This window comes from Herbaspirillum sp. Her2, assembly GCF_057961375.1.
Map to the genome: position 1 here is coordinate 1659199 of NZ_CM176331.1, position 19240 is coordinate 1678438.

General features: G+C 62.1%; 18 protein-coding genes, 1 pseudogene and 1 riboswitch. Of the genes and pseudogenes, 14 read left to right on the forward strand and 5 right to left on the reverse strand.

The genetic code is table 11. The features are described from left to right. Positions 1–107: 107 nt before the first annotated feature. The 3 genes from ACWHXP_RS07550 to ACWHXP_RS07560 all read right to left on the reverse strand — a co-directional run bounded on the left by ACWHXP_RS07550 (position 108) and on the right by ACWHXP_RS07560 (position 2871). On the reverse strand, positions 108–1424 hold the full coding sequence (locus ACWHXP_RS07550; protein ID WP_489634113.1) for a voltage-gated chloride channel family protein: 1317 nt from the start codon (positions 1422–1424) through the stop codon (positions 108–110). An 89-nt stretch (positions 1425–1513) separates the two neighbouring features. Next, positions 1514–1587, reverse strand: a riboswitch (Fluoride riboswitch). A 65-nt stretch (positions 1588–1652) separates the two neighbouring features. Then, complete coding sequence (locus ACWHXP_RS07555; protein ID WP_489634112.1) at positions 1653–2477, reverse strand: tetratricopeptide repeat protein; 825 nt, start codon at positions 2475–2477, stop codon at positions 1653–1655. A gap of 19 nt (positions 2478–2496) precedes the next feature. Beyond that, complete coding sequence (locus ACWHXP_RS07560; RefSeq protein ID WP_134222486.1) at positions 2497–2871, reverse strand: cupin domain-containing protein; 375 nt, start codon at positions 2869–2871, stop codon at positions 2497–2499. Positions 2872–3011: 140 nt separating this feature from the next. On the opposite strand from ACWHXP_RS07560, the gene ACWHXP_RS07565 reads away from it, so the two are divergent. The 5 genes from ACWHXP_RS07565 (at position 3012) to ldcA (ending at position 6827) form a co-directional block, all read left to right on the forward strand. After that, on the forward strand, positions 3012–3926 hold the full coding sequence (locus tag ACWHXP_RS07565) for a DUF72 domain-containing protein (protein WP_489634111.1): 915 nt from the start codon (positions 3012–3014) through the stop codon (positions 3924–3926). Positions 3927–4081: 155 nt separating this feature from the next. Further along, positions 4082–4717 carry a 7-carboxy-7-deazaguanine synthase gene (gene queE / locus ACWHXP_RS07570; RefSeq protein ID WP_489622931.1) on the forward strand — a complete coding sequence of 212 codons (636 nt, stop codon included), beginning with the start codon at positions 4082–4084 and terminating at the stop codon, positions 4715–4717. Between the two features lie 105 nt (positions 4718–4822). Continuing rightward, positions 4823–5269, forward strand: a complete 447-nt coding sequence (gene queD / locus ACWHXP_RS07575) for a 6-carboxytetrahydropterin synthase QueD (RefSeq protein WP_034332336.1) — start codon at positions 4823–4825, stop codon at positions 5267–5269. After that, complete coding sequence (gene tadA / locus ACWHXP_RS07580; RefSeq protein ID WP_413456671.1) at positions 5269–5820, forward strand: tRNA adenosine(34) deaminase TadA; 552 nt, start codon at positions 5269–5271, stop codon at positions 5818–5820. The genes queD and tadA overlap by 1 nt, the downstream gene beginning before the upstream one ends. Before the next feature lie 2 nt (positions 5821–5822). After that, on the forward strand, positions 5823–6827 hold the full coding sequence (gene ldcA / locus ACWHXP_RS07585; protein ID WP_489635867.1) for a muramoyltetrapeptide carboxypeptidase: 1005 nt from the start codon (positions 5823–5825) through the stop codon (positions 6825–6827). A gap of 48 nt (positions 6828–6875) precedes the next feature. On the opposite strand, the gene ACWHXP_RS07590 is transcribed toward ldcA, so the two are convergent. Next, entirely contained in the window at positions 6876–7451 is a 576-nt protein-coding gene (locus ACWHXP_RS07590) for a DUF1439 domain-containing protein (RefSeq protein WP_489634110.1), read from the reverse strand. 255 nt (positions 7452–7706) lie between these two features. Here ACWHXP_RS07590 and ACWHXP_RS07595 point away from each other — a divergent pair, with 255 nt between their 5' ends. The 4 genes from ACWHXP_RS07595 to ACWHXP_RS07610 all read left to right on the forward strand — a co-directional run bounded on the left by ACWHXP_RS07595 (position 7707) and on the right by ACWHXP_RS07610 (position 12669). Continuing rightward, on the forward strand, positions 7707–9305 hold the full coding sequence (locus tag ACWHXP_RS07595) for an ABC-F family ATPase (protein ID WP_489634109.1): 1599 nt from the start codon (positions 7707–7709) through the stop codon (positions 9303–9305). A 37-nt stretch (positions 9306–9342) separates the two neighbouring features. Continuing rightward, a complete protein-coding gene (nadA, locus tag ACWHXP_RS07600; RefSeq protein ID WP_489634108.1) occupies positions 9343–10482 on the forward strand; it encodes a quinolinate synthase NadA in 1140 nt (379 codons plus the stop codon). Then, the gene (gene nadC / locus ACWHXP_RS07605; RefSeq protein WP_121045571.1) at positions 10479–11384 is read left to right on the forward strand and encodes a carboxylating nicotinate-nucleotide diphosphorylase; all 906 of its coding nucleotides are present in this window, start codon (positions 10479–10481) and stop codon (positions 11382–11384) included. Before nadA ends, nadC begins: the two co-directional genes overlap by 4 nt. A gap of 169 nt (positions 11385–11553) precedes the next feature. Next, positions 11554–12669 (forward strand): zinc-binding metallopeptidase family protein, encoded by a 1116-nt coding sequence (locus tag ACWHXP_RS07610; protein WP_489634107.1) that lies wholly within the window; start codon positions 11554–11556, stop codon positions 12667–12669. Between the two features lie 109 nt (positions 12670–12778). Here the strand turns inward: ACWHXP_RS07610 and ACWHXP_RS07615 are convergent, their stop codons facing one another. Then, the gene (locus ACWHXP_RS07615; RefSeq protein WP_121045569.1) at positions 12779–14122 is read right to left on the reverse strand and encodes an MFS transporter; all 1344 of its coding nucleotides are present in this window, start codon (positions 14120–14122) and stop codon (positions 12779–12781) included. A gap of 160 nt (positions 14123–14282) precedes the next feature. Between ACWHXP_RS07615 and cyoA the strand changes: the two genes are divergently transcribed. The 5 genes and pseudogenes from cyoA to ACWHXP_RS07640 all read left to right on the forward strand — a co-directional run bounded on the left by cyoA (position 14283) and on the right by ACWHXP_RS07640 (position 19237). Continuing rightward, positions 14283–15215 carry a ubiquinol oxidase subunit II gene (cyoA, locus tag ACWHXP_RS07620; protein WP_034331667.1) on the forward strand — a complete coding sequence of 311 codons (933 nt, stop codon included), beginning with the start codon at positions 14283–14285 and terminating at the stop codon, positions 15213–15215. Positions 15216–15291: 76 nt separating this feature from the next. Continuing rightward, complete coding sequence (gene cyoB / locus ACWHXP_RS07625; RefSeq protein ID WP_134222475.1) at positions 15292–17295, forward strand: cytochrome o ubiquinol oxidase subunit I; 2004 nt, start codon at positions 15292–15294, stop codon at positions 17293–17295. After that, a complete protein-coding gene (gene cyoC, locus ACWHXP_RS07630) occupies positions 17288–17914 on the forward strand; it encodes a cytochrome o ubiquinol oxidase subunit III (protein WP_034329230.1) in 627 nt (208 codons plus the stop codon). Before cyoB ends, cyoC begins: the two co-directional genes overlap by 8 nt. After that, complete coding sequence (gene cyoD, locus ACWHXP_RS07635; protein ID WP_039785863.1) at positions 17911–18387, forward strand: cytochrome o ubiquinol oxidase subunit IV; 477 nt, start codon at positions 17911–17913, stop codon at positions 18385–18387. The genes cyoC and cyoD overlap by 4 nt, the downstream gene beginning before the upstream one ends. Then, positions 18384–19237: pseudogene (locus tag ACWHXP_RS07640) on the forward strand (SURF1 family protein). Before cyoD ends, ACWHXP_RS07640 begins: the two are co-directional and overlap by 4 nt. The last annotated feature ends 3 nt before the right edge of the window (positions 19238–19240 follow it).

The window sequence follows — 19240 nt, forward strand, 5'->3', positions numbered from 1 at the left end:
AGCAGTACAGATGGAGGAAATGACCATTACAGTCCCGATACAGCTCACTGTACAGTTAAGCTGTCCGCCTCCCGCTGCACGAGACAGGATGCCGGCCCGGCCTCACATCACTTCTCGCCGATACTCTCCTGCTCCCGCTCCGCCTGGCGCCGCGCCTTGTAGGCGCCAATCTCGCCGATCTTCAAGCCTTCCGGCAGCGACAGAACCTTCCCCTGTCCCACGCGTTGCGCATGATAGATGCCGGTATGTCCGGAGAACAGATAGGCCACCACGCAAGCCAGCGCCGCAAACGGACCGATCTCCGGCCCGAACAATTCGACGGCCATGATGGTGGAGGCAATCGGCGTATTGGCCGCGCCCGCAAAGACCGCCACGAAGCCGATCCCGGCCAGCATCGAAAATGGCAGATGCAGCAGGGGGGCCAGCGCATTGCCCACTGTCGCGCCGATATAGAAGAGCGGTGTGACTTCGCCGCCCTTGAAACCGGTGCCCAGCGAGGTCACCGTAAAGACCATCTTGCCCAGGAAATCCCAAGGGGCCAGCGGTTGCTGGAAGACTTCCACGATCACCGGGATGCCGAGGCCGATGTAGCGTTGCGTACCCAGCGCCCACACCGCCACCGCAACGATGGCGCCGCCGATGAACGGTCGCAGCGGCGCATAGCTGACGTGACGCTTCATGAAGGCCGACAGCCGGTGCGTGCTGTTGGCAAACACCATGCCGACCAGCCCGAAGACCACACCGGCCGCGATCACCGCCGCCACGCTCCACAGCGCGACCGGTACCACGCCGCCCATGTGGTAGTGGGTGTGATGCACGCCCCAGGCCAGCCCGACCTGATCGGCCGCAATGGCCGCCACGAAGCAGGGCAGGATGGCGTCATAGCGCATGCGGCCGATGGCCAGCACTTCCAGTCCGAACAATGCACCGGCCATCGGCGTGCCGAAGACCGACGCAAACCCGGCGCTGATGCCGGCCATCAGGAGAATGCGCCGGTCTTCCGTGCGCAGTCGCAGCACCGTGGTCAGCTGATCGGCCAGCGCGCCGCCCATCTGCACGGCCGTGCCTTCACGGCCCACGGAAGCACCGAACAGGTGCGACATCACGGTGCCGAACAACACCAGCGGCGCCATCCGCAGCGGGATCACCTTTTTCGGATCGTGGATTTCATCGATCAGCAGGTTGTTGCCGGCTTCCACCGGCTTGCCGGTCTTCAGGTACAGCCAGCCGACCGCAAAACCGCCCAGCGGCAGCAGCCAGATGATCCACGGATGGGTTTCACGCCAGTGCGTGGCGTAGTCCAGCGCGAAGAGGAAGAAGGCCGATGCCGATCCGGCAAGGGCGGCGATCAGGCTGGCGATCAGACACCATTTGATGATGTAAGGCAGCAGGTGCAGCTGTTCGGGGAGTTTATGATTTTTCATGTGACCAGAGTGCTGAATGAACATCCTGGCACACCGGGTGCAGCGCGCGCGAAGCAGAAAGGCGAACGCCTACAGCCCCGGATTGCCAGGTCACTGTAGGCATCATCAGCCCCAACAGGACGTTGGTGGCGGTTGAAGGAGGAATGCCATCTCCTTGACCCCGATAGTAGCAAGATTGAAGCTCATCGACAACGGCGCGTTGTCTGTTGCAGACAGTGCATAGGTCAATCATCCACGCAGGGCCGCTTCCAGGTCACGCAAGTGCAGCCAAAGCCGGCCGCTGCTGCCTGCCGTGAGGGCGTGGGCGATGCGGCCGAACCACTGCGGCTGCAGCCGCAGCGCCGTGCGGAAGGCCTGCAGGGCATCGTCCATGCGATGTATCTCTTGCAGGGCCACACCCAGGTTGAGCGCGGCATCGGCATAGCCGGGACGCAGTTGCAGCGCGCGGGCAAAGGCGTCGACGGCGGCGGCACCTTCCTTCATATCCTGCAGCGTCAGACCGAGGTTGAACCAGGTCTCGGCTACCTCGGGACGCAGCCGGCACGCTTGTTCAAAGGCCTCACGGGCGGCGGGCAGCGCGCCCAGTTCGCGCAGGGCGCTCCCCAGGTTGAGGACGGCTTCCATGGCTTGCGGCGCCAGCGCGACGGCCTGGCGCAAAGCCGCTACGGCCTCCGCATGCCGCCCCACTGCCGACAAACTGGTGCCGAGGTGGAAATGCGCCTGGCTCAGTCCAGGCTGATGTCGTGCCGCTGCGTCGAAATACTGGACGGCCGTGGCGGGATCGCCTTCGGCCAGCGCTATTCGACCGGCCATGAGCAACGAGGGCACATGCTCCGGCCGCGGTGCCAGGCTCAGCAGGATATGTTGCCGCGCCTGCGCCAGCGCCTGCCGGTCCAGCGCCAGCATGGCCAGCAGCTGATGGGCCGCCGGATGCTGCGGCACCAGCGCCAGCAAGGCGTGGCAGGCTTGTTCGGCTTCTGCGGCACGTCCGGCATTGTAGTGCTGCAGGGCGGCGCCCATGATCTGGTCGGGAGCGGCTGGCGAGGCGGACATGGCGCGGGCAGGTGGTTGTTCAGCCAGCGGCGCGTTCGACGATGACGTAATGCTTGCGCACCGGCTCCAGCACTTCAAAGACGCCCTTGAAGCCTGCCGGAATCACCATCGCATCGCCCGGACCCGCTTCGGCCGCATGGCCCTGTTCGTCGATGACGCGGCAGCGGCCTTCGAGGACGCAGAAATATTCATCTTTGTTGGGGGCGAAGGCGATGCGCCAGCTGCCTTTTTCGCAGGCCCAGATGCCGGCGTTCATTTCTCCGCTGGCATTGGTGAAGTGATTCCACGTGGTGCGCAGCGGATTGCCCTCCAGGCGGCGGTCTTCGCGTGGGTGGTCGTATTCGGGCGCAGGGGAATTCAGGCGGAACTGGGTGATGGCAGGGGTGGCGGACATGATGAAGAAGTGGGCAGGCAGCGGTCAACGGCGAGGCCAGCAGTGTAACAGCAGCAGGCCCGCTACAGTCGCGCTGGCTGGCACCAAGCGGGATGCCTTGGGTCACATCGGGACAGGAGAATCTGAACGAGGAGAGCATCATGGGCAAGATCTGGATCGGCATTTCCGGCTGGCGCTATGCGCCGTGGCGCGGCAGTTTCTATCCCGAGGGGCTGCGTCAGGACGACGAACTGCACTACGCCTCGCGGGTACTGCCTAGCATCGAACTCAACGGTTCCTTCTACGCCCTGCAGCGCCCGGAAAGCTACCAGCGCTGGTACGAAGACACGCCGCCCGGCTTCCTTTTCAGCCACAAGGGCAATCGCTTCATCACGCACACGCGCCGGCTGCAGGATATTGATGGCGCTCTGGCCAATGTCTTCGCCTCCGGCGTACTGAACCTGAAAGAAAAGCTCGGCCCCTTCCTGTGGCAATTCCCGCCCAGCTTTCGCTACGACCCGGAGCCACTGGAACACTTCCTTAGCCTGCTGCCGCACGATACCGAGGCGGCGCAGCGGCTGGCGCGTGGCCATGAGCCGCGCATGGAGGGCAGGGTGGCGCTGGATGTCGACCGCAAGCGCAAGCTGCGCCATGCCATGGAAATTCGTCATGACAGCTTCGTGGATGAATCCTTCATCAAGCTGCTGCGCAAATACAAGGTCGCGCTGGTCGTCGCGGATGCGCCCAAGAAATGGCCCTATCAGGAGGACGTGACGGCTGATTTCATGTACCTGCGCCTGCATGGCGACAAGCGCCTGTACCAGAGCGGTTACAGCGATGAAGCCGTCGACGCCTGGGCCGAGCGCATCCGGGCCTGGGCCAGCGGCGGTCAGCCGGAAGATGGGCCGCGCATCTCGGGGAGCGCGCCGCGCAAGCGGGCCAGTCGCGACATTTACTGTTATTTTGATAACGATATGAAGGTCAAGGCCCCCTTTGACGCGCGCCGCCTGATCGACCGCCTGGGCCTGAAGCTGGACTTGCCGCCGCCCGGCCACATGCTCGATGAGGATCGATGAGGTGAACCGGCCTCGAGGAGCGGCTATAATACTGCCCCTGATGCGGACAAAATGGGCTGCAATATCAGTGACTTAGTGAAGTTTGCTGAATTGCTGTAGCCCGCCGCGTGAATTCATCCCGGTGCGGCCTTGCGCCTGCCTTTCGCCTTCATATCGTGACTTACAGCATCAAAGAAATCTTCTATACCTTGCAAGGCGAGGGCGCGCACGCCGGCCGTCCGGCGGTGTTCTGCCGTTTTTCGGGCTGCAACCTTTGGACCGGCCGCGAGGAAGACCGCGCCCGCGCCATCTGCCAGTTCTGCGATACCGATTTCGTCGGCACCGATGGCGAGAACGGCGGCAAGTTCAAGTCGGCGGCTGAGCTGGCCGACAAGATCAACAGCTTCTGGCCGGCCCGCCATACGGCCAGCAAATACGTCGTCTTCACCGGCGGCGAGCCCCTGCTGCAACTGGATACGGCCCTGATCGAGGCCATGCATGCGGTCGGCTTTGAGATCGCCATTGAGACCAATGGCACCATCGAGGTGCCGCAGGGCGTGGACTGGATCTGCGTGAGCCCCAAGATGGGCTCGGAACTGAAGGTCAAACGCGGCAGCGAACTCAAAGTGGTGGTGCCGCAGCCTGGCCAGCCGCTGGACGAATATGAAAAGCTGGATTTCCAGCACTTCCTGCTGCAACCCATGGATGGCCTGCAGGCGGCCGCCAATACGCGCCTGGCCATCGAGATGGTCAAGAACAACCCCAAGTGGAAACTGAGCATCCAGACCCACAAGCTGCTCAATATCCCCTGACCGATTTTTTGCTTTTTTCTTCATGCGGCGCTGCGCCGCGTGATTACAATGGCTTCACCCGGCCTGCTGCACGGCTTGTGCGGCGGCCATCTCGAAGAAACATTCATGCTCACCATTACCCGCAAACTCGAATTCGACGCCGGCCACCGCATTCCGGACCACAAGAGCCAGTGCCGCAACCTGCACGGCCACCGCTATACGCTGGAAATCACCCTGACCGGCGCGGTCATCGACATCGAGGGCAATTCCGACAACGGCATGATCATGGACTTCTCCGACATCAAGGCCCTGGCCAAGGAGCACCTGGTCGATGTCTGGGACCATGCCTTCCTGGTGTATGAAAAGGACGCGCCGGTCCGCGACTTCCTGGCCAGCCTGCCGGGCCACAAGACGGTCATCATCGGCAGCATCCCGACGGTCGAAAACCTGGCCCGCGAAGCCTTCGCCATCCTCAAGGCAGCCTACAAGGACCGCTACGGCACCGGCCTGCATCTGCAGAAGCTGGTGCTGCACGAAACGCCCAATTGCTGGGCTGAAATCACGGCCGACTGATGGACGGCGCTGTCCTCCCGCAAGCCATCACCGAGGCCGACCTGCGCCACATGCGCGCCGCGCTCGACCAGGCCAACAATGCCTGGGCGCTGGGCGAGGTGCCGGTGGGTGCGGTGGTGGTCAAGGATGGCGTGGTCATCGCCACCGGCTTCAACCAGCCCATCGGCAAGCACGATCCGACCGCCCATGCGGAGATCATGGCGCTGCGCCGGGCGGCCGAGAAGCTGGGCAACTATCGCCTGCCCGGATGTGAACTCTACGTCACGCTGGAGCCCTGCGTGATGTGTTCCGGTGCCATGATGCACGCCCGCCTGGCGCGCGTGGTCTATGGCGCGGCCGATCCCAAGACCGGTGCGTGCGGCTCGGTGGTGAACCTGTTTGAGCAGGACAAGCTGAACCATCACACCGAACTGCTGGGCGGCGTGATGGCCGAGGAATGTGGCCAGTTACTGAAAGAATTCTTCGCCATGCGACGCGAACAAGTGAAGCAGCAACGCCTGCTGGACGCCGCCACGCAAGGCGATGCACAAGCATCAGGTGAACCAACATGACGATGGCAACTGCTGGCCGTGAATTGCTGGAAGGACTGGTCCCGCCGGGAACGGGGGTGGCCATTGTGGCACCGTGTGGCCATGCCGGGCTGGACCCGCTCGGTGTGCAGCGTGGCGTGGCCTTGCTGGAATCGCTGGGCTGCCGGGTGCGCAATTTCTACGACCATGCCCGGCGCTACCAGCGCTTCGGTGCCACCGATGAGCAGCGCGCGGCGCAACTGATGGAAGCGGCAGCCGACCCGGAAATTGACGTCATCATGGGGCTGCGTGGCTCCTACGGCATGAGCCGCATCCTGCCCGCGCTGGATATTCCTACGCTGGCGGCCAGTGGCAAGCTGCTGGTGGGCTACAGCGATTTCACGGCCCTGCAGTGCTGCCTGCTGGCGCAATCCGGTTACGCCGGTTTCCAGGGGCCGATGCTCTCCGGTGACTTTGGCGCCGAATCGCCCAATTGGGCAGCGCTGGCGACCTTGTGGCGCACACTGACTTCATCGCAGGTGGTGGTCCACAACTATGATGGGCTGGCAGGTGCAGATCGTGCCCCCAATGGAGACCGCCGTACCGATCCGCTCAGTCCGGTGCTGCAGTGTTCGGGCAAGCTGTGGGGCGGCAATCTGGCGATGATGGCGCATATGGTTGGCCATCCGCAGTTTCCCGCGATCGACGGCGGGATTCTGTTCGTGGAGGATGTGAATGAACATCCGTTCCGGGTGGAACGCATGATCCTGCAACTGGAGCAGGCTGGCGTGCTGGCCAGGCAGAAGGCCATTCTGCTGGGCGACTTCTCGGCCTACCGCCTGGCCGAGATCGACAACGGCTACGATTTCACTGAAATGCTGGCCTTCCTGCGCCAGCGCATCGCCACCCCCATCGTGACCGGCCTGCCTTTCGGCCATGTGCGTGATCTGGTGACCCTGCCGCTGGGCGCGCACGCGGAGCTGGATGCCCGCGGCGCAGAAGGCTTCACCTTGACTCTCTCGGATTATCCGACCCTGGCCCGTCGCTGAGACTGCACGCGGCCCGGCGGGCTGCTTGCGTGCTCAGTGAAGGAATCGTCACTTTTCCTTGATTTCCACCTTGACCGCGTCCTGTTCGACCGTGATCTTGCCGGGCTCGAAGGTCTTGCCGTTCATCTGCAGCTGTTCCGGCTTGAAGGTATAGAGCGCGTAGTCGCGCAGGAACTGGTCGGCGGCGGCATTGCCCAGGGTGGTCAGCTGCTGCGCGTATTGCGGCGGCAGGTCGGTGCTGTCGACCTTGTCCACCTTCGGGGCATCCAATCGCAGCGAGCGCGTGGTCGGATCGTACTTGAATGCGCTGCTCAGGGTCAGCACCGCGTTGACCGGGCGCTGCAGGAGCAGGGGATTGGCAATCTGGGCGTCGACCACGGTATTCATGCGGTTTTCGGACGGCAGCATGCCCAGGCGCGGGTTGCTGAAGGTCACGTCGAAGATGTCCATGTAGCGCATCTTGCGCGGGAATTGCGGGGCGATGGCCGTCTGCAGTTGCTGTCTGGAGACGGTGTATTCATTGGTCCAGACGTTGTAACCGGTGTCGGCGGCCTGCGCTGGCATCAGCGGCAAGGCCAGAGCGGACAGGGTGAGGACGGCGGCGGGAAGAAGGACTCGCTTCATGCTTGCAGTTTCCAGAGTGGCAAATTGGGTCAGAGCGCCCTCGACGGGCGAAAATTCCGGGCAATTGTAAGCGTGCGTGGTCTCCTGAGGCGCACAAAGATTGGTTGTTGGCAATTTTTTACCGGCTCTCCCGCCCGCAAGGCAAGCCGCAGCAGGCTCGCGGTGGTAAAATGCCGGGTTTCGCGTGCCGCAGTTTCGTCGTGGTTTCGTTGTTGACCGGCGTACGCAAGTTACATTTTTGAAAAGGTTTTCGCAGTGCTATCCACCGCAAACATCACCATGCAGTTCGGCGCCAAGCCGTTGTTCGAGAACATTTCCGTCAAGTTCGTCGATGGCAATCGCTACGGCCTGATCGGCGCCAATGGCTGCGGCAAATCCACCTTCATGAAGATTCTGGGCGGCGACCTGGAGCCGTCGGGCGGCAACGTCAGCCTGGACGTGAACGAGCGCCTGGGCAAGCTGCGCCAGGATCAGTTCGCGTATGAAGAAATGCGCGTGCTGGATGTGGTCATGATGGGCCACGTGGAAATGTGGGCGGCCATGTCCGAACGCGATGCGATCTACGCCAATCCGGATGCCACTGACGACGACTACATGAAGGCCGCCGACCTGGAAGCCAAGTTCGCCGAATACGACGGCTACACCGCCGAAGCGCGTGCCGGCGAGCTGCTGCTGGGCGTGGGCGTGCCCATCGAACAGCACACCGGCCCGATGAGCAATGTGGCACCCGGCTGGAAGCTGCGCGTGCTGCTGGCCCAGGCCCTGTTCTCCAACCCGGACATCCTGCTGCTGGACGAACCGACCAACAACCTGGACATCGACACCATCCGCTGGCTGGAAGAAGTGCTCAACGAGCGCAATTCCACCATGATCATCATTTCCCACGATCGCCACTTCCTGAACCAGGTCTGTACCCACATGGCCGACATGGATTACGGCACGCTGAAGATCTATCCCGGCAACTATGACGACTACATGCTGGCGTCATCGCAGGCGCGAGCGCAGCAGTTGGCCGTCAACGCCAAGGCCAAGGAAAAAGTGGCCGAACTGCAGGACTTCGTGCGCCGCTTCTCGGCCAACAAGTCCAAGGCCCGCCAGGCGACTTCGCGCGCCAAGCAGATCGACAAGATCAAGGTCGAGGACATCAAGCCGTCTTCCCGCGTGAACCCGTTCGTGCGCTTCGAAGGCGAGAAGAAGCTGCATCGCCTGGCCGTGGAAACCCAAAGCATCACCAAGACCTACGACCGCGACATCTTCAAGAACTTCAGCATCATGGTCGAAGCCGGCGAGAAGATCGCCATCATCGGTGCCAACGGCGCGGGTAAAACCACTCTGCTGCGCAGCATCGGCGGCGACGTGACCGGCCTGCATCCGGATTCGGGCGAGGTGAAATGGGCGGAAAACGCCAACGTAGGCTATATGCCCCAGGATCCGACCGAGGAATTCGCCGGCGGCGAGACCCTGACCGACTGGATGGGCAAGTGGACCCAGGAAGGCGACGATGACCAGGCCGTGCGCGGCATCCTCGGCCGTCTGCTGTTCTCGGGCGACGACGTGAAGAAATCGGTGAAGGTGCTCTCCGGTGGCGAAAAGGGCCGCATGATGTACGGCAAGCTCATGCTGGGCCGCCACAACGTGCTGCTGATGGATGAACCGACCAACCACATGGATATGGAATCCATCGAGTCGCTCAACATCGCGCTGGAAAAGTACGCGGGTACCCTGATCTTCGTCTCGCACGATCGTGAATTCGTGTCCTCGCTGGCCACCCGTATCCTCGAAGTGAAGGACGGCCAGGTGATCGACTTCCAGGGCGGCTACGAAGACTACCTGGCCAGCCAGGGCATCGAATAATTCCCCCAACCGCATCAGCACAGCATTGTTGACCGCCATGCAAGCAACAGCAACCAAGGTCGTCGAATTCGAGCGACCGCAAATGGAGACCGGCGGCAGTTGTACCGCCAATGCGTGGGCCAAGGTACCGGCCACGCCCAGCCCCGAGGAACGCGCGCAATTGAAAGCGCGCATCCGCCAGCTGCTCAAGGAAAAGCAGGCGGTGCTGGTGGCGCACTACTACGTCGATGGCGACCTGCAGGACCTGGCCGAGGAAACCGGCGGCTGCGTCTCGGATTCGCTGGAGATGGCGCGTTTTGGCCGTGACCATGTCGCCCGGACCCTGGTCGTGGCCGGCGTGCGTTTCATGGGCGAGACGGCCAAGATCCTCAGCCCCGAAAAGCGCATCCTCATGCCCGACCTGGACGCGACCTGCTCGTTGGACCTGGGTTGCCCGGCCGATGAGTTCGCGGCCTTCTGCGACCAGCATCCGGACCGCACCGTGGTGGTCTATGCCAATACCAGTGCGGCCGTGAAGGCCCGTGCCGACTGGATGGTGACTTCCGGCATCGGTCTTGAGATCGTCCAGCGCCTGCACGCCCAGGGCAAGAAGATCCTGTGGGCACCGGACAAGCACCTGGGCAGCTACATCCAGAAGCAGACCGGCGCCGACATGCTGCTGTGGCAGGGTTCCTGCCTGGTGCATGACGAATTCAAGGGTGTCGAGCTGGAACTGATGCGCGCCGAACATCCGGACGCGCTGGTGCTGGTGCACCCGGAGTCGCCCGAAGCGGTGGTGGCGCAGGCCGATGTGATCGGGTCGACCTCGCAGCTGATCGCGGCGGTGCAATCGTCCGATGCGCCGGCTTTCATCGTGGCTACTGACAATGGCATCCTGCACAAGATGCGCGCAGCGGCTCCTGGCAAGCGTTTCATCGATGCCCCCACCGCCGGCAACAGCGCCACCTGCAAGAGCTGCGCGCACTGCCCGTGGATGGCCATGAATGGCTTGCAGAACCTGCTGCACGTGCTGGAAACCGGCGCCAATGAGATCCACGTCGACCCGGCCATCGGCCAGAAGGCCGTGGTCTGCATCGACCGCATGCTGGACTTCGCCGCCCAGCGCAAGGCCAAGGTCCGCCCCTCGGCGCGCCTTGAAGACGAACAGCAACTGTTTGCAGGAATCGGCCCCGCATGACGCTCCACGCCCTCAAGACTGCCTCGACCATCGCTGCCAGCAACCTGCGCAATCCCTTCGGTCCTTTCGATGCCGCGCTGCATGCGGCTTTCGATGCCAACGTCAACCAGGCCATCGCCGAGGATGTGGGCGACTGCGACTACACGGGCCTGTTGGTACCGGAAAACGAATTCGTGAAGGCCCGCGTCATCGTGCGCGAAGCTGCCGTGCTGTGCGGTGCACCCTGGTTCGAGGCCGTCATGACCCGGCTCGACCCGCGCCTGCAGGTCAGCTGGAGCTATGCCGAAGGCGACCTGATGGCCGCCGACAGCGAGGTCTGCACCATCGAAGGCCCGGCTCGTGCCTTGCTGACCGCCGAGCGCGGTGCGCTCAATTTCCTGCAACTGCTTTCGGGCGTGGCCAGCGCTACCCGTCGTTACGTGGAAGTAGTGCAGGGTACGCGTGCGGCCATTCTCGATACCCGCAAGACCTTGCCCGGTCTGCGCCTGGCGCAGAAATACGCGGTGCGCGTGGGCGGTGGCGCCAACCAGCGGCTGGCGCTGTATGACGGCATCCTCATCAAGGAAAACCACATCGCGGCCGCCGGCGGCATCACTGCGGCTGTGGCTGCCGCCTTGAAGCTCAACGCAGGTGTGACCATCCAGGTCGAGGTGGAAAGCATTGCCGAGCTCAATGAAGCCCTGCAGGCTGGTGCCGAATCGATTCTGCTGGACAACTTTTCCCTGGACATGATGCGCGAGGCCGTAGCCGTCAATGCGGGGCGCGCCTTGCTTGAAGCGTCCGGTGGCATCAACATGCAGACCGTGCGCGCCATTGCCGAGACCGGCGTGGATCGCATCTCGATTGGCAGCCTCACCAAGGATATCCAGGCGACCGATTTTTCCTTGCGCGTGATTGGCTGACCGGCTGAACGGCCGGCCTCACCCTTGCATCGGCCTGGCGCAGTAACTTGCACCAGGCTTCACTTTTCTGCGTTCCTGCATGCAGGAACGTATCTCGGTTTTCCCCTTCAAACGCCAGATGCCGACGACAATGCTTCGTTGGCAATGACGATAAACAACGGGGGAGCCCATGAAAACCTTTCACTGCGACAATTGCAGCGCGCAAGTCTTCTTCGAAAACACCGTATGTGGCAATTGCGGCTGGATGCTGGGTTATCAGCCACAATTGCAGGCCATTGCCAGCTTTTCGCCGCTGGAGCCGGCAGCCCCACCGGCGCCGGACGCCAACGCCGTCGTCCCTGAAGCCGGGCCGGGACGCTGGCGCAGCGTCAAGCCGCAGAATGAGGGTCTGGTGTTCAAGCAGTGCGTCAACTACTGGCGCGAAAACATCTGCAACTGGATGCTCGATGAGCGCGAGCCGCACGAACTGTGTGCCTCCTGCCGCCTCACGCGCGTCATTCCCAATCTCGACGAAGGCAACAACCGGGTGCTGTGGAGCCGCCTGGAGACGGCCAAGCGGCGCCTGCTGCATTCTCTCTGGACCTTGCAATTGCAGCCGGTACCGAAGATGGAAGATGAAGAAGCCGGCCTGGCCTTCGAATTCCTGCAAGACCTTCCGCATGGCGAGCGGGTGCTGACCGGGCATGCCGATGGCGTCATCACCATCAACATTGCCGAAGCCGATCCCGCCTACCGCGAACAGGCGCGCGAGCAGATGGCCGAGCCGTATCGCACGCTGCTGGGGCATTTCCGGCATGAGAGCGGCCATTACTATTTCGACCGGCTGGTGGCGCCAACCGACTGGATCACACCGTTCCGGGAGATGTTCGGTGACGAGCGCCAGGACTATGGCGAAGCGCTCAAGGCTCATTACGAGAATGGCCCGCGCCCCGACTGGGAAGAAAACTTCGTCAGTGCCTACGCCAGCAGCCACCCCTGGGAAGACTGGGCGGAGACCTGGGCCCATTATCTTCATATGTTCGATACGCTGGAGACTGCCTATGCCTGCGGCGTGCAGTTGCGGCCGCGCCATGAGGGCGAGCAGAAGCTGGTCATCAAGGCGCCGCCGGTGGCGGCCGGTTCCTTTGACGAACTGGCCCGCGAGTGGTTTGCGCTGACCTATGTGCTCAACAGCCTCAATCGCAGCATTGGCATGCCGGATTCCTATCCCTTCACCTTGTCTACGCCGGTGCTGCAGAAATTGCGCTTCGTGCATGAGGTGGTCAATGGCGGCGCGCCTGCTTGAGGCTCGCAGGATTGTTCACTCACATGCGCCTCGCCCATTAAAAAACCCGGAAGTTTCCTTCCGGGTTTTTTCTTCATCAGGCAAGCAGTGACGTGGAGTTCAGGCTGTTTCAGTCATCACGCCCTTCCAGCGCACGGTTCAGGCTCAGCGCAGCCAGCGAACCCACAGCGCCGGACAGCAGATAGAAGCTCACGTAAGCCATCCCGAAGTGCGCAGACAAGCCCAGCGCCACCAGCGGTGCGAAACCGGCACCGACCAGCCAGGCCAGGTCTGACGTCAGGGCCGCGCCGGTGTAGCGATAACGGGTCTTGAAGTTGGCCGTCACGGCGCCGGCAGCCTGGCCGTAAGACAAGCCCAGGAGCGCAAAGCCGATCAGGATAAAGGTGTTCTGGCCGGATTCGCCGCCATTCATCAAGCTCGGGACGAAGGCCGACAGGATAGCGATCAGCAATGCCATCGAACCCAGGGTATTGCGGCGCCCGAAGCGATCCGCAATCAGGCCCGATACCACAATGCCAGCTGCCATGATCACACCGCCCCAGATCTGGATCACCAGGAAAGCCGAGGCTTCACGCAGCGAATACAGTTTGATCCACGACAGCGGGAATACCGTCACCAGGTGGAACAGCGCATAGCTGGCCAGGGCGGCGAGGGCGCCGATGATGATGTTGCGGCCTTGGGTGGTGGCCAGCTCAACCACGCCGGCCGGCTCCAGTTCGCGTTCATCGAGCAGCTTGGCGTATTCCGGCGCCGACACCAGGCGCAGGCGCGAGAACAGGGCCACCACGTTGATGGCAAAGGCCACATAGAAGGGGAAGCGCCAGCCCCAGTCAAGGAAGTCGGCCGTGGTCAGCGTGGCCAGCATGTAGGCAAACAGGCTGGCGGCGATCACGAAGCCCAGCGGCGCGCCCAATTGGCCCAGTGCGGCATACCAGCCGCGCTTGTTCGGCGGGGCGTTCATCGCCAGCAGCGAAGGCAGGCCGTCCCACGCACCGCCCAGCGCCACCCCTTGACCGACACGCAAGAGCGAGAGCAAGATGATGGCCCACACACCAATGTGTTCGTAAGTTGGCAATAACGCAATGCCCGCAGTCGAAAAGCCGAGCATGAACAACGCCAGCGTCAGTTTCACCTCTCGGCCGTAGTGCTTTTGAATCGCCATGAAGATCGTGGTCCCGATGGGGCGGGCCAGGAAGGCGAAGGCAAAGATCACGAAGGCGTAGAGCGTGCCTTCCAGTTTCGGTTCGTTGGGAAAGAAGACCGCCGGGAACACCAGCACTGAAGCCAGTGCATAAACGAAGAAGTCGAAGTATTCGGACGCGCGTCCGATCACCACGCCCACCGCGATCTCGCCGGGTTCGATCGTGCCGTGCTCGTGGTGAGTGGAAGGATTGCTGGATTGAGGCCGGAGTTGACCGGAACCTTCACCATTGTGGATGCTGGTGCTTGCCATGGCTTTGTCTCCCACTGTTAGAGGTTTAGTCGCAGTACGTGCTACAAATCCCAACCTGGCAGGTGGCAAGTGACAGGGTGGGACAAAACGTCCAATCGCCAACACACTTTATTGGCGTTACATTACCACGCTCTGATACATACGACTGGAATTTTCCTTCATGGTTTCTCAAATCCTCCGTCGCGGATTGCTCCTGCTTCCTGCGCTTCTGTTGGCTGGGTGCAACACCGTCGTGATGAATCCTTCCGGCGACATCGCTAACCAGCAAGCACGCCTGATCGTCATCTCGACCGCGTTGATGCTGCTCATCATCGTCCCGGTGATCATCCTGACGCTGCTGTTCGCATGGCGTTATCGCAAGAGCAACACTTCCGCTCCCTACGAGCCGGACTGGGATCACTCGACCCGCCTGGAACTGGTCATCTGGGGCGCACCCCTGCTGATCATCATCGCCCTGGGCCTGTTGACCTGGATCACCACCCACACCCTGGACCCGTACCGTCCGCTCTCGCGCATCGACGCCGAGCGTCCGCTGTCGCCCCAGGTCAAACCGCTGGTGGTGGAAGTCGTGGCGCTGGACTGGAAGTGGCTGTTCATTTATCCGGAGCAGGGCATCGCTACCGTCAATGAACTGGCCGCACCCGTGGATACCCCGATCCAGTTCAAGATCACTGCCTCCAACGTGATGAACTCGTTCTACATCCCGGCACTGGCAGGCCAGATCTACGCGATGCCGAGCATGGAAACCAAGCTGCACGCCGTGATCAACAAGGCCGGCGAATATGACGGCTTCTCCGCCAACTACAGTGGTGCCGGCTTCTCGCACATGCGCTTCAAGTTCCATGGCCTGGACCAGGCCGGCTTTGACGCCTGGGTGCAGAAGGCCAAGGCGGGCGCGGGCAAGCTGGACCGTGCCGAATACCTGAAGCTGGAACAGCCGAGCGAACGTGAACCTGCCCGCCTGATCGGCAGCGTCGAGCCCGAACTGTTCCACGCCATCGTGAATCGTTGCGTCGCACCCAACACGGTTTGCATGGACAAGATGATGGCCACCGACCTGAACGTGAAACCGGGCCAGCAAAAGGCCGAATGATTTCCTTGCCTGGTAGCCGTATCAGCGCAGCAGAACACCGCTGCGCCCCCATTTCCTTTTTCCCCGGGAAGTAAAGATGTCTGACAATTTTGACCTGATAAAGCTGATCTTCGGTCGTCTCAGTCTGGAAGCGATTCCATACCATGAGCCGATCCTGATCGGTACCTTCGCCATGGTGGCGCTGGGCGGCATAGTAGTACTCGGCCTGCTCACCAAATATCGCCTGTGGGGCATGCTGTGGCGCGACTGGTTCACCAGTATCGACCACAAGCGCATCGGCATCATGTACATCGTGCTGGCCATCGTCATGCTGCTGCGCGGCTTTGCCGATGCGCTGATGATGCGTGCGCAGCAAGCCATCGCCTTTGGCGACAATGCCGGCTTCCTGCCGCCGCACCACTATGACCAGGTGTTCACCGCCCACGGCGTGATCATGATTTTCTTCGTGGCCATGCCCCTGGTGACCGGTCTGATGAACTACGTCGTGCCGCTGCAGATCGGTGCACGTGACGTGGCCTTCCCCTTCCTGAACAACTTCAGCTTCTGGATGACCACCTTCGGCGCACTGCTGGTGATGGCCTCGCTGTTCGTGGGCGAATTCGCCCGCACCGGCTGGCTGGCTTACCCGCCGCTGTCGGGCATCCTGTACAGCCCTGACGTGGGGGTGGATTACTACATCTGGGCCTTGCAGGTGGCCGGGGTAGGGACACTGCTTTCCGGCATCAACCTGGTGGTGACCATCGTCAAGATGCGCGCCCCGGGCATGAACATGATGAAGATGCCGGTCTTCACCTGGACCTCGCTCTGCACCAACGTCCTGATCGTGGCTGCCTTCCCGGTGCTGACCGCCGTGCTGGGCATGCTGTCTCTGGACCGCATCTTCGGTACCAACTTCTTCACCAACGACATGGGCGGCAACGCCATGATGTACGTGAACCTGATCTGGATCTGGGGCCACCCCGAGGTGTACATCCTGATCCTGCCGGCTTTCGGCGTGTTCTCGGAAATCGTGTCGACCTTCAGCGGCAAGCGCCTGTTCGGTTACACCTCCATGGTGTATGCGACCGTCGTGATTACGATCCTGTCCTACCTGGTGTGGCTGCACCACTTCTTCACCATGGGTTCGGGTGCCAGCGTGAACTCGTTCTTCGGCATCACCACGATGATCATTTCGATCCCGACCGGTGCCAAGATCTTCAACTGGCTCTTCACGATGTACCGCGGCCGTATCCGCTTCGAAGTGCCGATGCTGTGGACCATCGGTTTCATGGTCACCTTCGTCATTGGTGGCATGACCGGCGTGCTGCTGGCCGTTCCCCCGGCTGACTTCGTGCTGCACAACTCGCTGTTCCTGATCGCCCACTTCCACAACGTCATCATCGGCGGCGTGGTGTTCGGCATGTTCGCCGGCATCAACTTCTGGTTCCCGAAGGCCTTCGGCTTCAAGCTGAACGAATTCTGGGGCAAGTGCTCGTTCTGGTTCTGGCTGGTCGGCTTCTACCTGGCCTTCATGCCGCTGTATGTACTGGGCCTGATGGGCGTGACCCGCCGCATGAGCCACTTCGATGATCCGTCGCTTCAGATCTGGTTCGTGGTCGCTGCACTGGGTGCCGGTCTGATCGCCCTGGGCATCGGTTCCTTCATCATCCAGATCGCTGTCTCGATCCGCGACCGCAAGAAGCTGGCCGATGTGACCGGTGACCCGTGGAACGGCCGTACCCTGGAATGGTCGACTTCGTCGCCGCCGCCGGCTTACAACTTCGCCTTCACCCCGGTCGTGCATGACAACGACGCCTGGGCTGACATGAAGAAGAACAACTATCAGCGTCCGCTGGGTGATTTCGTGGAAATCCACATGCCCAAGAACACCGGTGCCGGCTTCATCATCGCCGCGCTGTCCGCTGCCGTTGGCTTCGCCATGATCTGGCACATGTGGTTGCCCGCCGTGGCTGGTTTCGTCGCCCTGTGCGTGGCCACCATCGTGCACACCTTTAATTACAACCGCGACTACTACATCCCGGCCGACGAAGTCGTCCGTGTCGAAGCAGAGCGCACACGTCTGTTGAATAGCCATGTCTGAAGCAATCAACCACACGGCCGACGCGACGCCTAGCTCGCGCTATTTCGTCCGCCATCACCATCCGGAGAACGGCACTTTGCTGGGCTTCTGGATCTACCTGATGAGCGATTGCCTGATCTTCGCCTGCCTGTTTGCGTGCTACGCCGTCCTGGGCCGCAACTATGCAGGCGGTCCGACCGGCGCCGAGCTGTTCGACCTGCCGCTGGTGGCGCTGAACACCGCGCTGCTGCTGCTGTCGTCGATCACCTACGGTTTCGCCATGCTGGCCATGCAGGCCAAGAAGCAGCAGAACACCATCATCTGGCTGATCATCACGGGTCTGCTGGGTGCCGGCTTCATCTACTTCGAACTGTACGAGTTCCTGCACCTGATCCACGAAGGCGCAGGTCCGGCACGCAGCGGCTTCCTGACCTCGTTCTTCGCGCTGGTCGGCACCCACGGTCTGCACGTTTCCTTCGGCATCATCTGGCTGATCGTGCTGCTGTTCCAGATCAACAAGCACGGCCTGACCGAAGCCAACGGCCGTCGCCTGATGTGCCTGTCGATGTTCTGGCACTTCCTGGACGTGGTCTGGATCGGCGTCTTCACCTTTGTCTATCTGATGGGAGTCCTGCCATGAGCCGCGGCCACCAAGAACACCCGGCCCGACCGATGGGCCATCAAGACGACCATGGCCACGGTCATGGTCATGGCGACCACGCCGCACACGGCACGATGAAGGATTACGTCACCGGCTTCGTGCTGGCCGTGATCCTCACCGCGATCCCGTTCTGGATGGTCATGAACAAGACCATCGCGAACCCGGCAACTCTGGGCATCGTATTGCTGGTCTTCGCGGCAGTGCAGATCGTGGTGCACATCAAGTATTTCCTGCACATGAACAGCAAGTCCGAAGGTGGATGGAACATGCTGGCGATGATCTTCACCGTCGTCATCGTGGTGATCGCACTGTCCGGTTCGCTGTGGGTCATGTATCACTTGAACCACAACATGATGCCGACCATGTCGCCTGAAAACATGCCGACCGAAACCGTGCCGCAGTCGATGCAGGGTATGCAAGGCATGCAACACGGCGCAGCCCCATCGAAATGAGCCCGACGCCAACTGATGGCGTGACGCAAGGCAAAGAAAGCGGGGCGGCGCAAGCCGCCCCCGGTATCCCGCACAAAGGCCAGCTTGTTGCTGCTGACGCTTTTGGCGGGATTTTTCTTTTCTGGTCTTCGCTGCGCTGGGAACCTGGCAGGTCTATCGCCTGCAATGGAAGCTGGACCTGATCGCCAAGGTCGACGCCCGGGTGCACGCCGCGCCGGTGGCGCCACCCGCTGCGCAGGACTGGCCGAACGTGACCGCCGAGCGCGATGAATACAAGCGCGTGGCCTTGAGCGGCCGCTACCTGTACAGCAAGACGGTGGCCGTGCAGGCCAGCACCGACCTGGGCAGCGGAGCGTGGCTGCTGACGCCCTTGCAGATGGCCGATGGCAGCCTGGTGCTGATCAATCGCGGCTTCGTACCGGTCTCGCCGCTCAAGCTGGCGGACACGCAGTTGCCGGATGCGCCAGCGGGGCAGATGAACGAAGTGACCGGCCTGTTGCGCATGAGCGAGCAGGGCGGCGGCTTCCTGCGCAGCAACGACGCGGCTCAGAACCGCTGGTATTCGCGCGATGTGAAGGCGATTGCACAAGCCCGAACTCTGCCAGCAGGGCAGGTCGCCCCTTATTTTGTCGATGCTGATAAAGCCTCCTCAGAAGCCAATGCCGCCAGCGCTCCTGATGCGCAGAAACCCGTCGGTGGCCTGACCGTGATCGCCTTCCACAACAGCCACCTGGTCTATGCCCTGACCTGGTACGCCCTGGCGCTCATGTCGCTGGGTGCGGGCTATTGGGTGATCCGCGACGAACGCCGCTGGCGCCAGCGCATCCAGGATGCGCAAGCCAGGGGCTGAGCG

What these genes read in the sequence shown, in the direction of transcription:
- tadA (WP_413456671.1), top strand. Translation starts at nt 5,269, where the DNA reads ATGGACGGCGCTGTCCTCCCGCAAGCCATCACCGAGGCCGACCTGCGC.
- cyoA (WP_034331667.1), top strand. Translation starts at nt 14,283, where the DNA reads ATGGTTTCTCAAATCCTCCGTCGCGGATTGCTCCTGCTTCCTGCGCTT.
- ACWHXP_RS07565 (WP_489634111.1), top strand. Translation starts at nt 3,012, where the DNA reads ATGGGCAAGATCTGGATCGGCATTTCCGGCTGGCGCTATGCGCCGTGG.
- nadC (WP_121045571.1), top strand. Translation starts at nt 10,479, where the DNA reads ATGACGCTCCACGCCCTCAAGACTGCCTCGACCATCGCTGCCAGCAAC.
- ACWHXP_RS07555 (WP_489634112.1), bottom strand. Translation starts at nt 2,477, where the DNA reads ATGTCCGCCTCGCCAGCCGCTCCCGACCAGATCATGGGCGCCGCCCTG.
- ACWHXP_RS07560 (WP_134222486.1), bottom strand. Translation starts at nt 2,871, where the DNA reads ATGTCCGCCACCCCTGCCATCACCCAGTTCCGCCTGAATTCCCCTGCG.
- ACWHXP_RS07615 (WP_121045569.1), bottom strand. Translation starts at nt 14,122, where the DNA reads ATGGCAAGCACCAGCATCCACAATGGTGAAGGTTCCGGTCAACTCCGG.
- ACWHXP_RS07610 (WP_489634107.1), top strand. Translation starts at nt 11,554, where the DNA reads ATGAAAACCTTTCACTGCGACAATTGCAGCGCGCAAGTCTTCTTCGAA.
- ACWHXP_RS07590 (WP_489634110.1), bottom strand. Translation starts at nt 7,451, where the DNA reads ATGAAGCGAGTCCTTCTTCCCGCCGCCGTCCTCACCCTGTCCGCTCTG.
- queD (WP_034332336.1), top strand. Translation starts at nt 4,823, where the DNA reads ATGCTCACCATTACCCGCAAACTCGAATTCGACGCCGGCCACCGCATT.
- ACWHXP_RS07550 (WP_489634113.1), bottom strand. Translation starts at nt 1,424, where the DNA reads ATGAAAAATCATAAACTCCCCGAACAGCTGCACCTGCTGCCTTACATC.
- cyoB (WP_134222475.1), top strand. Translation starts at nt 15,292, where the DNA reads ATGTCTGACAATTTTGACCTGATAAAGCTGATCTTCGGTCGTCTCAGT.
- nadA (WP_489634108.1), top strand. Translation starts at nt 9,343, where the DNA reads ATGCAAGCAACAGCAACCAAGGTCGTCGAATTCGAGCGACCGCAAATG.
- cyoD (WP_039785863.1), top strand. Translation starts at nt 17,911, where the DNA reads ATGAGCCGCGGCCACCAAGAACACCCGGCCCGACCGATGGGCCATCAA.
- ldcA (WP_489635867.1), top strand. Translation starts at nt 5,823, where the DNA reads ATGGCAACTGCTGGCCGTGAATTGCTGGAAGGACTGGTCCCGCCGGGA.
- cyoC (WP_034329230.1), top strand. Translation starts at nt 17,288, where the DNA reads ATGTCTGAAGCAATCAACCACACGGCCGACGCGACGCCTAGCTCGCGC.